At 66.5% G+C, this 14,369-nt stretch carries 10 protein-coding genes and 1 riboswitch; of the genes, 1 reads left to right on the top strand and 9 read right to left on the bottom strand.

The genetic code is table 11. From position 1 onward, the window contains the following. Window positions 1–18: 18 nt before the first annotated feature. The 9 genes from atzF to AC07ZS_RS06055 form a co-directional block, all read right to left on the bottom strand. Window positions 19–1,860, bottom strand: a complete 1,842-nt coding sequence (gene atzF / locus AC07ZS_RS06095) for an allophanate hydrolase (protein WP_494797687.1) — start codon at window positions 1,858–1,860, stop codon at window positions 19–21. 32 nt (window positions 1,861–1,892) lie between these two features. Next, entirely contained in the window at window positions 1,893–5,420 is a 3,528-nt protein-coding gene (locus AC07ZS_RS06090) for a 5-oxoprolinase/urea amidolyase family protein (RefSeq protein ID WP_494797686.1), read from the bottom strand. Between the two features lie 85 nt (window positions 5,421–5,505). Next, window positions 5,506–6,171 carry an urea amidolyase associated protein UAAP2 gene (locus tag AC07ZS_RS06085; RefSeq protein WP_494797685.1) on the bottom strand — a complete coding sequence of 222 codons (666 nt, stop codon included), beginning with the start codon at window positions 6,169–6,171 and terminating at the stop codon, window positions 5,506–5,508. Between the two features lie 14 nt (window positions 6,172–6,185). Beyond that, a complete protein-coding gene (locus AC07ZS_RS06080) occupies window positions 6,186–6,980 on the bottom strand; it encodes an urea amidolyase associated protein UAAP1 (RefSeq protein WP_494797684.1) in 795 nt (264 codons plus the stop codon). 19 nt (window positions 6,981–6,999) lie between these two features. Beyond that, window positions 7,000–7,854 (bottom strand): ABC transporter ATP-binding protein, encoded by an 855-nt coding sequence (locus AC07ZS_RS06075; protein WP_494797683.1) that lies wholly within the window; start codon window positions 7,852–7,854, stop codon window positions 7,000–7,002. A 4-nt stretch (window positions 7,855–7,858) separates the two neighbouring features. Further along, window positions 7,859–8,707: an ABC transporter permease gene (locus AC07ZS_RS06070; RefSeq protein ID WP_494797682.1), complete on the bottom strand. Its 849-nt coding sequence runs from the start codon at window positions 8,705–8,707 to the stop codon at window positions 7,859–7,861. A gap of 67 nt (window positions 8,708–8,774) precedes the next feature. Next, window positions 8,775–8,907: riboswitch (guanidine-I (ykkC/yxkD leader) on the bottom strand. Window positions 8,908–9,038: 131 nt separating this feature from the next. Continuing rightward, window positions 9,039–10,481: an ankyrin repeat domain-containing protein gene (locus AC07ZS_RS06065; protein ID WP_494797681.1), complete on the bottom strand. Its 1,443-nt coding sequence runs from the start codon at window positions 10,479–10,481 to the stop codon at window positions 9,039–9,041. 76 nt (window positions 10,482–10,557) lie between these two features. Beyond that, window positions 10,558–13,146: a hypothetical protein gene (locus AC07ZS_RS06060; RefSeq protein WP_494797680.1), complete on the bottom strand. Its 2,589-nt coding sequence runs from the start codon at window positions 13,144–13,146 to the stop codon at window positions 10,558–10,560. A 110-nt stretch (window positions 13,147–13,256) separates the two neighbouring features. After that, window positions 13,257–13,616, bottom strand: a complete 360-nt coding sequence (locus tag AC07ZS_RS06055) for a hypothetical protein (RefSeq protein WP_494797679.1) — start codon at window positions 13,614–13,616, stop codon at window positions 13,257–13,259. Between the two features lie 309 nt (window positions 13,617–13,925). On the opposite strand from AC07ZS_RS06055, the gene AC07ZS_RS06050 reads away from it, so the two are divergent. Further along, on the top strand, window positions 13,926–14,354 hold the full coding sequence (locus AC07ZS_RS06050; RefSeq protein WP_494797678.1) for an ankyrin repeat domain-containing protein: 429 nt from the start codon (window positions 13,926–13,928) through the stop codon (window positions 14,352–14,354). Window positions 14,355–14,369 lie beyond the last annotated feature (15 nt).

The following is a 14,369-nucleotide window of genomic DNA, read 5'->3' as shown; positions in this document are numbered from 1 at the left end:
GGTTCGGTTCGGAGCTCTTCAGCGCGGGGCCCCCGCCGCCAGCCACGCACGCCACCCCCCGAAATGCGTGATGTCCGTGGCACCCGCGATGCCCGAGCCTTCGCAGATGAAGCCCGGCACTTCGCTGCCGTCGGCCAGCTTCACCTTGCCGATGCCCAGCGGCGCGGGAATGCCGGCCACGAAACTGCCGAAGAGGGCGGTGGGCACCTCCCACACCTCCAGTTCAATCGCCGCGCCGCCTTCGGCCACGCGCACCATGCCGGGCCGTTGCACCGGCCCGCCCGCCAGCGCGTGCAACTGGTACTCGGCGGCGGACGGTGGGCTGCAGAGCAGGCGTGCACCGCGTGACGTGAGCTGGTGGTTCAGCGGCAGGCCCGCGAGGTGCGCACCGCACACCGCCACGCGCACCGTGCCCGCGCCGGCCGCGCCCACTTCACCGCCGGGCAGGCCGGCGCTGGCGGGCGTGGCCGACACGTCGGTGCCCGTCGCGCCCAGCGTGCCACCCAGCGCGCGGTGAAAGCGGTCGGCCAGGCGCAGCAGCGCCAGGTCCTTGTGCGCGGGAGCGCCCAGCGTCACGCCCCAGGGCAGGCCTTTCGCATCGCCGCTGGCGAGCACACCGGCCGGCACCGCCACCGCGCACTGGTCGAGCAGGTTCACGAAGTTGGTGTAGCGGCCCAGGTTCGCATTGAGGCGGATCGGGTCGGCCTGCATTTCTTCGATGCGGTAGATCGTGCCGGCGGTGGGCGTGAGCAGGCAGTCCACCTCGTTCCACACCCGGTCGCACACGCGGCGCAGCGCCTTGAGCCGGTAGGCCCCCGCGAAGGCCTCCGAGGCGGTCTTGCCGCGCCCGCCTTCGATGATGCTGCGCACCGGCGGGAACACCGCCTCGGGTTGTGTGTCGATGAAGCCCTGGATGGCCACATAGCGCTCCGCCACCCAGGGGCCTTCGTAGAGCAGCTTCGCCACGTCCAGGAAGGGCGTGAGGTCGATGGTGACAGCCGTGCCGCCGAGCGATTCCAGGCGCTTCACCGCGTCGGCGAACAGCGCAGCCGCCGCTCCGTTGCCGAAGAAGTCCAGGTCCTCGTCGCGCGGCACGCCGAAGCGGAACGGCCCGGCGGAAAAGTCCACGCCCAGCGGCTGGGCAGGGCGGCTGTAGGCATCGGTGTCGTCGAACGCCGCCGCCACGCCCAGCACGGCCTGCGCATCGGCGACCGTGAGCGCGAGGATGGAGGGCGTCTCCACCGAGCGGCAGGCTGGCAGCACGCCCGATGCCGAGAGCAGGCCCAGCGTGGGCTTGAGGCCGATCAGCCCGTTGAACGCCGCGGGCACGCGGCCCGAGCCGGCGGTGTCGGTGCCCAGCGCGAAGCTCACATACCCTTTGGCCACCACCACCCCCGAACCCGAGCTGGAGCCGCCCGAGATGAAGGCGGGGTTGTGCGCGTTGCGGCACGCCCCATAGGGCGAGCGCGTGCCGTTCAGGCCGGTGGCGAACTGGTCCAGGTTGGTCTTGCCCACCGGCACCGCGCCGGCCGCGAGCAACTGGCGCACCACGAAAGCGCTGTCGGCCGGCGTGTGCGCGAACTCGGGGCAGGCGGCGGTGGTGGGGATGTGCGCGAGGTCGATGTTGTCCTTGATCGCGAAAGGCACGCCGAACAGCGGCAGGCTGGCCGGGTCCACGCCGTCCAGGCGGGCCAGGTAAGGCTCGACCTCGGCCGCGCTCAGCAGGCGGATGTAGGCGTGGTGCGTGTCGGCCGCGCTGCGGCGCAAGGCTTCGGCGATCACCTCGCGCACGTTGGCGGTGCCTTCGCGGTAGGCGGCTTGCAGGCTGGCGAGGTCAAAAGACAGTTGGGTCAGGGACATGGCAGAAGACTCCTTGGATTTTTTGGAAAGGCTCAGACAGCGGCTTCGTCGATCAGCACCAGCACGTTCTGCCCCGCAGCCACCGAGCCGCCTTGCGCGCACATGAGGCTGTGCACCGTGGCGTTGGCGGGCGCGAGCAGGTTGAATTCCATCTTCATGGACTCGATGACCAGCAGCACGTCGCCGGCCTGCACCTGCTGGCCCACGCTCACCGCCACCTTCCACACGTTGCCCGGCACGCTGGTGGCCAGGGCGCGGCCCCCCTCGGGCAGGTCGATCTCGGCCTCCACGCCGGCGGCCGACACGTCGGCCTCGCTGGCATAGTCCACCTGACCGGCGGCGGCCCAGCGCTCGCGCTCGGCCTCGAAAGCGGCCTGCTGCCGGGTCTTGAACGCGCTGATCGCTTCGCCGTTCTCGGCCAGGAAGCGGCGGTAGTCTTTCAGGCTGAACGTGCCGTCTTCGGTGCGCAGCGCGTAACCGCCGTGCGGGAAGCGTGCGCGGATGTCCTTCAGCGCGTCCTCGCTCACTGGCTCGAAGCGGATCTGGTCGAAGAAGCGCAGCAGCCAGGGCTGCTCGAACGGCGTGCCCGGCGTGCCATGCCGCCAGCGGTTCCACATCTGCAGCGTGCGGCCCACGAACTGGTAGCCGCCGGGGCCTTCCATGCCGTACACGCAAAGGTAGGCGCCGCCGATGCCCACGGCGTTCTCCGGCGTCCAGGTGCGCGCGGGGTTGTACTTGGTGGTCACCAGCCGGTGGCGCGGGTCCAGCGGCGTGGCCACCGGCGCGCCCAGGTACACGTCGCCCAGGCCCAGCACCAGGTAGCGCGCGTCGAACACGACCTGGAACACGTCTTCGATCGAGTCCAGCCCGTTGATGCGGCGGATGAACTCGATGTTGCTCGGGCACCAGGGTGCGTCCGGCCGCACCGACTGCATGTATTTCTCGATCGCCAGTTTCGTCTGCGGGTCGTCCCACGAGAGCGGCAGCACGACGGTGCGCGAGGGCACCACCATCTCGTCCACCGGCGGCAGCGCGTCGTCCACCTCGGCGATCACGCGCAGCAGTTGCTCGCGCGGCAGGCGCGTGGGGTCGAAGTGAACCTGCAGCGAGCGGATGCCCGGGGTGAGGTCGATCACGCCGCCCAGGTGCTTGCGCTTGAGGCCTTCGAGCAGGGCCTGCACGCGCATGCGCAACTCCAGGTCCAGCGTGAGCGGGCCGAACTCGATCAGCACATAGCGGTCGCCCGCCTGCCGCACCACGCGGCGCGGGCGCTCGCCCTCGGCCGCGCGGTCGTCCAGGATGGGGCTCGCCGGTGAGCCCGCGCGCCGGTGAAAGTGCACGGTGTCACCGGGCCGCAATTGGCCCAGCTTCCACAGCTCATCGTGCAGCACCACGGCCGGGCAGACGAAGCCGCCCAGGCTCGGGCCGTCGGGCCCGAGGATCACCGGCATGTCGCCGGTGAAGTCGATCGCGCCGATCGCGTAGGCGTTGTCGTGGATGTTCGACGGGTGCAGCCCGGCCTCGCCGCCGTCGCTGCGCGCCCACTGGGGCTTCGGGCCGATCAGGCGCACGCCGGTGCGGCTGCTGTTGTGGTGCACCTTCCAGTCGGTGCCGAAGAACATCGCGATGTCTTCCGGCGTGAAGAAGTCCGGCGCGCCGTGCGGGCCGTAGAGCACGTCGATGTCCCAGTGGTTCGTGTACTCGGGCGCGTAGACGTAGTCGCTCATGGTCTGCGCCTCGACTGAAGCCGGTGCGTCCGCCAGGTGCAGCACGTCGCCCGTGCGCAGGTGCCGCCCCGCGTGCCCGCCGAACTGGCCCAGCGTGAAGGTGCTGCGGCTGCCCAGGTACAGCGGCACGTCCAGCCCGCCGGCCACGGCCAGGGCCAGGCGCACACCGGTTTCGCAGCGGCCCACGGCCAGCGTGGCACCGGCCGGCACGGCCAGGGCCTGCCACATGGCCACCGGCTGGCCATTGAGGGTGAGCTTCGCGGGTGCGCCCGTCACCGCCACCACGGTCGCCACGTTGAAGCGCAGCGTGGGCCCGGCCAGCGTGATCTCCAGCGCCGCCGCATCGCTCGCATTGCCCACCAGCTGGTTGGCCATGCGGTGCGCGTGGGTGTCCATCGGCCCGCTCGGCGGCACGCCCACGGCCCAGTAGCCCTGGCGGCCCGGCGAGTCCTGCACCGAGGTCTGCACGCCGGGCTCCAGCACGTCGATGGTGCGCGGCTTGAAGTCGAAGGTGGCGAGAAACCGCGTCACCTGCCGGCCTTCGCGGAACACCGGGTCGCGCACCACCTGGCGCAGGTAGCCCAGGTTGGTCTCGATGCCGGCCAGGCGCGTGGCGTCCAGCGCGTCTTCCAGCTGCAGCAGGGCCTGCTCGCGCGTGTCGGCGGTCACGATCAGCTTGGCCAGCATCGGGTCGTACCAGGCCGGTACCTCGGTGCCGCGCTCGACCCAGCTGTCCACCCGCGCGCGCGGCGGGAAGACGACGTCGGTCAACAAGCCCGCGCTGGGCTGGAAGTTCTTCGCCGGGTCTTCCGCGTACAGCCGCACCTGGATGGACGCGCCCCGCGGCACCGGCTGCAGCGTGGCCAGCGGCGGCAGGTCGCCGGCCGCGAGCTGCAGCATCCAGGCCACCAGGTCCACGCCGCACACCTGCTCGGTCACACCGTGCTCCACCTGCAGGCGCGTGTTCACCTCCAGGAAGTAGAAGGCACCGCTCGCTGCGTCGTACACGAACTCCACCGTGCCGGCGGAGCGGTAGTTCACCGCCTGCGCCAGCCGCACGGCGGTGGCGTGCAGCTCGGTGCGCTGCGCGTCGCTCAGGCCCGGCGCCGGGGTTTCCTCGATCACCTTCTGGTTGCGCCGCTGCACCGAGCAGTCGCGCTCGCCCAGCGCGATCACGCCGCCCGCGCCGTCGCCGAACACCTGCACCTCGATGTGCCGCGCCTGCTCCACGTACTTCTCCAGGAACAGGCCTGCGTCCTTGAAGTTCGCCTGCGCCAGCCGCCCCACGGACTCGAACGCGTCGCGCAGTTCGGTGTCGTTCCACACCAGCCGCATGCCGATGCCGCCGCCGCCCGCCGTGCTCTTGAGCATCACCGGGTAGCCGATGCGCGCGGCCTCGGCCGTGGCCTGCGCCAGATCGAGCAGCAGACCCGAGCCCGGCAGCAGCGGCACGCCGCGCGCCTGCGCCAGATCGCGCGCCGTGTGCTTCAGGCCGAAGGCGCGCATCTGCTGTGGCGCCGGGCCGATGAAGGCGATGCCCGCCGCCTCGCAGGCCTCGGCGAAGGCCGGGTTCTCCGACAGGAAGCCGTAGCCCGGGTGGATGGCCTGTGCGCCGCAGTCCTTGGCGATCTGCAGGATGCGGTCGGCGCGCAGGTAGCTCTCGGCCGCCGGCGCCGGGCCCAGCAGGTGGGCCTCGTCGGCCTCGCGCACGTGGCGGGCCTGGGCGTCGGCTTCGGAATACACGGCCACGCTGCGCACGCCCAGCGTTTTCAGGGTGCGGATGATGCGGCAGGCAATCGCGCCGCGGTTGGCAATCAGGACCTTGCTGAACATGGGGGAGTCTCCGGAGGCAGGCCGTCCTGCAAAGCTGTCTTGGCGCCCCGGGCCGTCCCGGGGCGATGGGGTTCAGAAGGTGGGCTCAGTCCCAGACGAGCAGCTGGATCGGCGTCGGGTTGTAGGCGTTGCAGGGGTTATTGAGCTGCGGGCAGTTGCTGATCAGCACCCACAGGTCCATCTCGGCGCGCATCTCCACGTACTTGCCGGGGCCGGACACGCCGTCCTCGAAACTCAGCGCGCCCTCGGCCGTCACCGGCACGTTCATGAAGAAGTTGATGTTGGGCACCAGGTCGCGCTTGCCCAGGCCCACGTCGGCGTGCTGCAGGGCGATCAGGTAGTTGTCGCGGCAGCTGTGCATGTACTTCTTCTGCAGCGCGTAGCGCACCGTGTTGCTCTCGGCCGCGCAGGCGCCGCCCAGCGTGTCGTGCCGGCCGCAGGTGTCGGCCACGATGGTGAGCATGGGGTTGCCGTCGTTGCTGCGGATCACCGAGCCGGTGGTGAGGTAGATGCCGCCCTGGCGCTGCATGGTGTCGGTGGCGCTGTAGTGCTCGGCCGGGTCGTGCCGGTTGTAGAACAGCACGTCGGCGGCCTGGTTGCCCTCCAGGTCCACGATGCGCAGCGTCTGCCCGTGCTTCACCTCGAACAGGATGGGCTCGCCCGCCGGGTGGCGCTGGTTGAGCACGGCGTGCGCGGGGTCGAGCGCGCTTTCCTGCAGGCGGATGGCGGTGGCGGTGGCGGTGGTCGTCATGGTGTTCGTCTCCCTCACAGGTACAGCAGGTCGGTGTTGTGCAGGGCGCGCGCGTTTTCGGGGCGGAAGGCGCGGCACACGTCGTCGGCCGGTGCGGCGCCGCAGCGCCAGGCCACCAGGCCGACCTTCTTCGGCGCGTAGGCCGGTGCGGGGTCCAGCCCGTGGGGGGCGGTGCTGATGGCCGCGATCACGTCCATGTCGAAGCGCAGCTCCACGAAGTCGCCGGCCTTCGCGTGGTCCGGCACAAAGGCAAAGCGGCCCTGCGCGTCCACGCCCACCTTGCTGAACAGGTTCACCGGCGCGATCAGGTCGCGCTTGGAGAGGCCGTGCTTGCCGATCTCGATCAGCAACCCGTCCTTGCCCGAGCGGTGCATGGCGTTGCGGTGGGTTTCATAGCGCTTCTCGCCGTACTTCTGCTGCATCAGCTCGCTGTCCAGCAGCGCGCCCAGCGGGTCGTGCCAGCCCAGGCTGTCGGCCGTGAAGCTGGCCATGCTGCGGCCCATGTCGCTCATCAGCACATGGCCGCGCGTGTAGTGCGCCGTGTGCTGGGCCTTGAGCGAGTCCGGCATGTTGTAGCGCTCCAGCTTTTCCTGTGCGCTGTAGAGCACCAGGCTCACGTTCGCGCCGGCTTCCAGTGCCACGAAGCGGATCGCGCTGCCGCGCGGCAGGCGCCAGCCCCAGTGGCTGCCGCCGGGCACGATCTCGCTCCACATCACCCGGTGGGTGTCCACGCCCGCGAGCGCGGGGGCGGGAAAGCCTTGCCAGAACGCGGGGGCGTCCACCGGGGTGTCGTTGAGGGTGTGGTTCATCTGAGGGTCTCCCATCGGTTCAGGCGGTGTGGCCGGTCATGCGCTGGAGCTGTTCCAGGTCGGTCTTCATGCCGGAGGTCTCGCGGATGCGGTCCAGGATGTCGCGCTTCAGGCGCACGAACTCGGGCGCGTGCTTCAGGTCCTGCGTGCGCTGCTCGCCGAAGGGCACCTCGTAGATCGTGTCGATGCGCCCCGGGCGCGGCGCCATCAGCACCACGCGATCGCCCAGGTACAGCGCCTCTTCCACGTCGTGCGTCACAAAGACGATGGTGGCTTTCTCCAGCTTGTGCACGTAGCGGATCAGGTCGTGCATCACCTCGCGCGTCTGTGCGTCCAGCGCGCCGAAGGGTTCGTCCATCAGCACGATGTCGGGCCGCCCCATCAGGGCGCGCGCAATCGCCACGCGCTGCTGCATGCCGCCCGAGAGCTGGTTGGGCCAGGCGTGGCCCATGGTTTCCAGGCCCATCAGGCGCAGCAGCGCGTCGGCCCGGCCGTCGGCCGCCTCCACGTCCGACGAAGTGCGGCCCTCGGTGTGCGCGGCCAGCTGGCGGCAGAACTTGATGTTCTGGCACACCGTCATCCAGGGGTAGAGGCTGTAGTGCTGGAACACCATGGCGCGGTCGATGCCCGGGCCGTCCACCGCCTGGCCGTCCACCAGCAGCTCGCCGCTGCTCTGCACTTCGAGCCCGCCGATGGTGCGCAGCAGGGTGGACTTGCCGCAACCCGAGGCGCCCACGAAGGTGACAAACTCGTTGGCGCGGATGTCGAGGTTGATGTTTTCGAGCGCGTTCACCGGTGCGCCGTCGAAGCGCTTGAACACGTCGCGGATCGCGATCTTGGGCACAGGGTGGGTGTGGGGGTGTGGGGTGCTCATCGCATCAGCCCTTCAAGTACAGCCAGGGGAAGGCGCGGCGGTGCGCCAGGCGGAAGAGCTGGTCCGTCACCAGACCGATGAGGCCGATGACGATGATCCCGGCGAAGATCGTGTCCGTCTGCAGGAAGCGCTGGGCGCGCAGGATCGCGTAGCCCAGGCCCGAATTGGCGGCCACCAGCTCCGCCACCACCAGGTAGGTCCAGGCCCAGCCCATGGTGATGCGCAGCGTGTCCAGCAGGGCCGGCTTGGCGCTGGGGAAGATCACCTTCTCGATCAGCTCCGAGCGGTTCGCACCCATGGTCTGGGCCGCCTCCACCTGCGCGGCCGGCACGCGGCGCACGTCCTCGGCCACCATCAGCACCATCTGGAAGAAGGTGCCGATGAAGATGATGGCGATCTTGGAGCCCTCGCCGATGCCCACCCACAGCATCACCAGCGGGATGAAGGCCACCGCTGGCATGTAGCGGATGAAGTCCGTCAGCGGTTCCAGCAGCGCCTGTACCGCGCGGTAGGAGCCGATGAACAGGCCCAGCGGCAACGCGATCACGGCCGAGAGCAGAAAGCCCGTGACCACGCGGTAGACGCTGATGCCCATGTCGTCGAGCAGGCCGGTCTCGGTCAGCCAGGTCCAGGCCTTGGCGAGCACCTGCAGCGGGGCGGGGAGGAACACCGGGTCCAGCCCGCCGAAGGCCGCGAGCAGCGCCCAGAGCACCAAAGGGGTGAACAGGCCGATGAGCGCAAGCACCCAATAGGTGCGCCGGGCGATGGGCGCGCGCACCGTCCACAGGCCGGTGGTGCGGCGGCGCCGGGGCGGCGGCGCGCTGATGTCGATGACAGGCGGCGAAGAAGACATGCGGGCTCCTGAACGGGGGACGAAAAGCGGAGAGGCGCCGTGCTCGCGCTTCACAGCGCGCAGCAGCGTCTCCCGGGCTTTTGTCCCTCCGTGGAGCCACACGATCGTGGCCGACCGCTCTCGGACCAGACGGCGCCGCGTGTCTGTCTCTTCAGTTGGTGGTCAACTGCGCGGCGCCCGGAACCCTAGCGGTCTTCAAGGCTGGCGTGTGCAGGGCACAGCGCCTCTCTGGTTCTGGGTGTTAGCAACTGCCGTGCCAGAGCTGGTGGTCCGAACCCTGCAGAGTCCCACTGTCCGTCAAAGCCGTTCGTCATCATCCGGGACCTGACACCTATGCGTCTTTGGACGCGAACAACTTCATGACTTTCTCCTGCAACGCGGGAAACTCTTCTCTCAACGGCAGGGTGGCCACTTCGGATTCATGCTCCTGGTAGGGGGCTTTGCCGAACTTGAATTTATCGAGCAGGGACTCCACGAGCTTGCGGGCCGTGTCGTAGGGGAACGTGAGAAAGTCGCTGGGCAGATGCCCCGCCAGACTGGGCTTTTCGACGGCGCCCCTTTTGATCAAGGCGTCCACCACCTCAACATCGGCACGCATGCAGGCGATATGCAGTGGCGTCCAGAGGTTCGACACTTCGGGGGCATTGACATCGATGTCCTCTCGCGCAAGCAAAGCGCGAATGATGTCCTTTTGAGTACGGTCCGAATCCCTCCGACCAATATTCACAGATACGTGGCCCCATCCTTTCGCGATGGCGAGGGTCAAAGCCGTGTTCCCGAAAGAAGGCGCGTATTTGTTCACCTCAACACTCAAGCTGAATCGAATCGCTTCCTTCACGTTGGTGTTGGAGACATGCACGGTGAGTCCGGTCCCATCGGGCACCCGGAGCAAGCTGGTCATTTTTGGCGGCCCGAGCCAAAAGGGAAGTTCGCTGGGTTCGTCCATGGCCAGGCGACTGGTTTCACACAAGCTGCGGCCGGTCTGTTTCATGGCCTGCACCAGCTGGGCACAGTCCTGTGACACCTGCTGTGCAACTTTGCGCATGATTCCCCGTTGCTCTTCGTTCGGATTGGGCAGCTTCCAGCACACAGCCAGGCGCCGTTCCATCTCCTTCTCCGATGGAATGGAGTCGGGGTTTGAGCTGGAGATATCCGGGGTGAAGAAGTATTCGGGGGCGATGTTGCTGCCACGTTCCAGCGAGCTTCGCAGATCCAGGTGCTGAGGTACCGTGCTGTTGACGATGAGCTTCTCGACTGGTAGGCAAGGTGCAACAGGAAGCACCTTTTTCTGCTGGATGTTCCAGGCGTCTGTCGTGGCTTTCTGTGCTTCGGATGCGTCGGGGTGGTGCAGGGCGACCAGTTGGAGCAAGCGGGGATGGTCGAGTTCACGCGCGCCCTTGAGCAGAACTTCCAGCAGCCTGTCGTATTTCCTGTCCAGCGCAATGGTCAGCAGCTTGGAAAACTCCATGATCCGCGCGTCTTCCTTTCTGTTCACGAAGGTGAAGCGCTGTTCGGAAGAAAGATGCTCGGACCAGATGTCCATGGCCAGTTGTTGATGTTCGTTGGCCTCAAAGTAGACCTCGCCAACAAGGCCCGCCATCGTGGCGTCGGGGTCGCGCCGAATTGCATGGAGCAGTTGATTGATCTCGTGATCCCGCTGGTGTGTCAACGCCTCCTGCAAGGCGGTCAGGCGTTCCTGCTTGGAGGGTGACGGAATGTCATGCGCTATCGACTCGGGGGTAGGAGAGGTAGATGGGGATATGAGAGCGTTCATGTGAAATCCTGAGAGACTTGGTGCGTTGTGCATCCATCAGGGAACACCTGTCTCTCATGGGTTCATCTGCGCGATGTCAGCGTCGATGCCTCGGCGGTGTTTGTTGTTTCAGATGCTCGAAAACGGGCTCCAATTTCGCGAGTTGCACGGGGGCGATCTGCTCTGGATAGCGCTCGGCAACGTCTTGCAGCGCGAAATAGACGGCACATCGGTCGACGTCGGACATCCGGGACATGTCGCTGTAGATGGCCTCAAAGAGATCCAGTGGCATGGCAATCGCCTCACGTCCGTGCGGCCACACCTTGCCGATGCATTGGTCAGCAAGACCCGTGATCAGCTCGGCTTTCATGGGGGATTGGCGGCACAGCTCACCCAGCGCAAGCAGGTGCTTGCTCACCCCTTGAGCATCACTGAAGGAGCAGAGGTGCAGCAAGGCGCGCAAGGGTCGTGTTTGTTGCTCTGCTGGCAATTGACCGATGGCCTGAATGAAGAATTCAATGTCTTGCGACAGGTCTGTCGCTGCAAACTGCCGATGGAGCAACGTCCATTGTTGCTTGATCAGCACCACGAGAAGTTCGGGATGGTTGCTTTCGGGAAACTGCTGCAGGTGTGATCTCACCGCTTGTGCCGAGTGATCCCCGCCCGCCAGTGCGATCAGTGTTCTGGGTTCCACGCACCGGGACCGGTCCAGTGGCACGTCCCCCGCGATGTCGAGCGACCCCAGTGCCGTGTCCAAAGCCAGCCGTGAGAGGCCCTTGAATTTTTGTGCCGATTCCTCCGCCTCCTTGACCATTCTCGACACGGCCGATAGAAAGCCGCTGCCCTGTGAAAACACCTCATTTAGACGGCGGATGCCTTTGTTCAACGCAAGCCTCAGCGCGTACTCGAGTTGCTGATCCTCCGTTTTCCGACACACCTCCAACATCGCTGCGCAGTTGTCATAGAGCTCCTGGTCGCTGGCCCAGGTGTGCTCCAGGGTCTCGGCCAGAGCGAGGAGCGCAGGCTTTTGCAAATCGCCCGGTGTCCAGGTTGAAATGAAGTTCAACAGAATCTTGAACCCTTTGGCGCTGTGATAAATCTTCTTGGCAATGAAATCGGGCAGCAACGCCAAGGCGAGAAACTCAGGTCCTGTCCCCTTCGTTTTTTTCATCAGGGATAGCAGCACTTCAACCTGCTCTTCGCTGTGGAGATTGATGGAGGGAAAGCAGTCGCTCAGGGCCGGCAGCAGGGTCGACTTCCAGTGCTCATTGTCGGATTCGAGTACGTCCTTCAACACGTCGCCGACCCGACCGTCGCGTCCCCATGGCATGCGCAGCAGCGCCGTCATGAGGGGTTTCTGCCATTCCTGATCGAGATTCATCGCGCTTTGCCACAGCGCCCGGAACTGATCGGGATCGAGGGGCTCAATGGTGTGTTCGCGCCAAGGCCCCATGTTCACAGGCTCGAGAAGCCGCCAATCGGGGAACATCGGGTGCGCTTTGAACGCCCGACGGATGAACACCGGTTCACTCTGTTGGGAGGCCATCAGCGCGGCCAGGGGTTGGGCGCGGAGATACGCCGGTTGAAGGGCATTGACGCAGGACAGCAGGGTGGCCCGCACCTGGCCTCGGTGTATCGCCGGCATGAAGAAGAGGTGCTTGGCCAGCTGGGTGAGTGCTTCCACCTTGGTTTCAGGGCATTCGGACTGCTCGACGCGCCGAAGAAATTCCAGGCTTCTGGCATGGCACTCGTTCTCTGGCAGCGCATGAAATGCCGGAAAGTCCTTCATGAGCCCGGCCGCCTCGAACCTGGGGCGTGCCATGGCCGTCCTCCGGATGTCCCGGCTCACGAGGCCCAGTCGGGCCATGGACTGGGCATCGAGGTAGCGAAACAGGCTGCTGTTGTTGTCGGCGACATACGCCAGAAGCCGGGCTCGCTTGCCGCCGAGAAAGGCCTCGCGCTCAGGGGCATTCAATGTCTCTGACCATCGATCGATTTCCCCGATGGAGCTTCCGGTGGCACGGTGGTACTGCCGTCCCACCGCTGCGCAAAGCTCGGCCTGCCCGCTTGCTTGCGCCAGGTGGACGGCAATGTGCGGATGCCGCTGCGAGAGGGTTTCCCGCAGGGTGGGCAGGCGATCCACGAAGCGCAGCGCCAGATCGGTCGGCAGTGTGACCACCCAGTCGACCATGACCTGTCTTTGAGGCTCGTTCGCATGGAAGAATTGCCCCGCCACGACGTCCACCAGCCTGGCGCTTTGGCTTTTGCCGATCCATGCGAGCACACGGGGGAGGTAGGAAGCATTGGCCGACTGAAGCGTGTTCTTCAGCAGCTCATGGAGTTTGTGCTCTCTGGCGGTCTGCTTTGTTTGTAGTTGCGTCTTGATGGGGTGCCATTGGGCGTTGAATTCGTCCAACTGCTCGTGAGACAACATCCGGGTCCAGTTGACGATGGCCTGTCGCTGTCCAACGCTTGCCTGGATCAGATGCCGACCCACAATGCCGATCATGCGAGGGTTGCTGTCTTGAAGGGCGCCTTGCAGAAGGATGTCCAGTGCCCCGTTGTGCTGCTGCTTCAAGCATTCGGAGAGCAAATCGGAAAATTGGTTTTCCCGATCGGTCGGTTGGGATTCGCCATTTTCAGGCGCGCGCGCAGGTGGTGGCGACGGGATGCCGATGGTGTTCATGTTTCAAGACCGGCCCCGGGGGGCCCGAATAAAACAAAGTCAGTGCTTTTACCTGGGCAAGAGTTCGGCAGCCCGTTGCCACCGGGACGCAGATCCTGTGCCGAATGCGCTCAAGGAACAGGCGGTTCCATTGCCTCCTCCACCTGCGCCTGCAGCGCCGCGAGGGTGTCCGTCAGCCGGTCGATGAACAGCCGCAGCTCGTGGTTGGCCGCGTACAGCAGGGCGCAGGCTTCCTGCTGTTGTGCGACCGGGATGCCGGCGGTGTCGCGCATGCGATGAAGCCCGGCGGGCATGAGGATGCGCTCGGTGCGCTGGTAGAGCGGTATCAGCCGGCGCAACTGGCCGATCTGGGTCGATGCCCGCTTGGTGAGATCACGAACCCGGCGCGACGAGTTGGCGGAAAAGGTGAGCGAAGTGGAGCGGCGTTGCGGCGCGCGCACATCGATGGGTGATTTGGCTTTGGTGACCATGTCGGCCTCCCTGCAGTGTGTTTCACACACCGCCGCCCCGCCTCTTGTGGAGGTGGGGCGGCGGCCCGAACAGGTAGGCGTACCGTCTTCCGTTTGCACTTCGTCGGCGAGCCTTGCGGCTCCCCGTTCGGGCCGCCAAAACTTGGAGGCACGAACATGCAAGCCGCAGTGCGACTGCGGTGGAAGCGTTACGGCTTGCGTCGCAACGGAAGACAGGACGCCTATCCCGATCGCGCTGTTTTTGCGCGACCGGGGCAGTATAGCCACGTACACTCGCACACCCACCATCACCCGGCAGCGGTACCAGCGATGAGCGATTGGAAAACCCAGCAGATGATCAAGGCCTCCGGCTGGCCGCTTGCGCCCGAGTTGCTGGCCGCGCCCGACGCCGATTTCAACGCGCGGCTGGAGGGCGGCCTGGTGCCTTTGCACTGGGCCTGCTCGGAGGGCAAGGCCGGGCTGGTGAAGCACATGCTGGAGCGCGGCGCCGATGTGCTGGACGCAGCGGACGGCAAAGTGAGTGTGGCGGGGCGCACGCCGCTGTACATGGCCATTCACTCGGGCAACTTCCAGACCGTGATGCTGGTGATCGATCGGCTCAAGGCGCTGGGCGCACCGCCACCCGATGAAGCCTTGAGGCATCGCCTGACGACCACCTTCAGCCGCGGCCACGCGGACGCGAAGAACCGCTTGCAGCAGACCTTGAAGGATTGGGACCGGTTGGCGAAGAAGGTGTAGTCGGCCGCGCCCGTC

The sequence above is a fragment of the Hydrogenophaga sp. GW456-12-10-14-TSB4 genome (assembly GCF_059424305.1).
Note: the sequence above shows the minus strand (reverse complement) of the source record. Positions and strands in the feature narration are given on the sequence as shown.

Bases quoted from the DNA above. Each gene is read 5' to 3' on its own strand.
- AC07ZS_RS06075 (WP_494797683.1), bottom strand. From the start codon at position 7,854: ATGAGCACCCCACACCCCCACACCCACCCTGTGCCCAAGATCGCGATC.
- AC07ZS_RS06060 (WP_494797680.1), bottom strand. From the start codon at position 13,146: ATGAACACCATCGGCATCCCGTCGCCACCACCTGCGCGCGCGCCTGAA.
- AC07ZS_RS06070 (WP_494797682.1), bottom strand. From the start codon at position 8,707: ATGTCTTCTTCGCCGCCTGTCATCGACATCAGCGCGCCGCCGCCCCGG.
- AC07ZS_RS06050 (WP_494797678.1), top strand. From the start codon at position 13,926: ATGAGCGATTGGAAAACCCAGCAGATGATCAAGGCCTCCGGCTGGCCG.
- AC07ZS_RS06080 (WP_494797684.1), bottom strand. From the start codon at position 6,980: ATGAACCACACCCTCAACGACACCCCGGTGGACGCCCCCGCGTTCTGG.
- AC07ZS_RS06090 (WP_494797686.1), bottom strand. From the start codon at position 5,420: ATGTTCAGCAAGGTCCTGATTGCCAACCGCGGCGCGATTGCCTGCCGC.
- AC07ZS_RS06085 (WP_494797685.1), bottom strand. From the start codon at position 6,171: ATGACGACCACCGCCACCGCCACCGCCATCCGCCTGCAGGAAAGCGCG.
- atzF (WP_494797687.1), bottom strand. From the start codon at position 1,860: ATGTCCCTGACCCAACTGTCTTTTGACCTCGCCAGCCTGCAAGCCGCC.
- AC07ZS_RS06055 (WP_494797679.1), bottom strand. From the start codon at position 13,616: ATGGTCACCAAAGCCAAATCACCCATCGATGTGCGCGCGCCGCAACGC.
- AC07ZS_RS06065 (WP_494797681.1), bottom strand. From the start codon at position 10,481: ATGAACGCTCTCATATCCCCATCTACCTCTCCTACCCCCGAGTCGATA.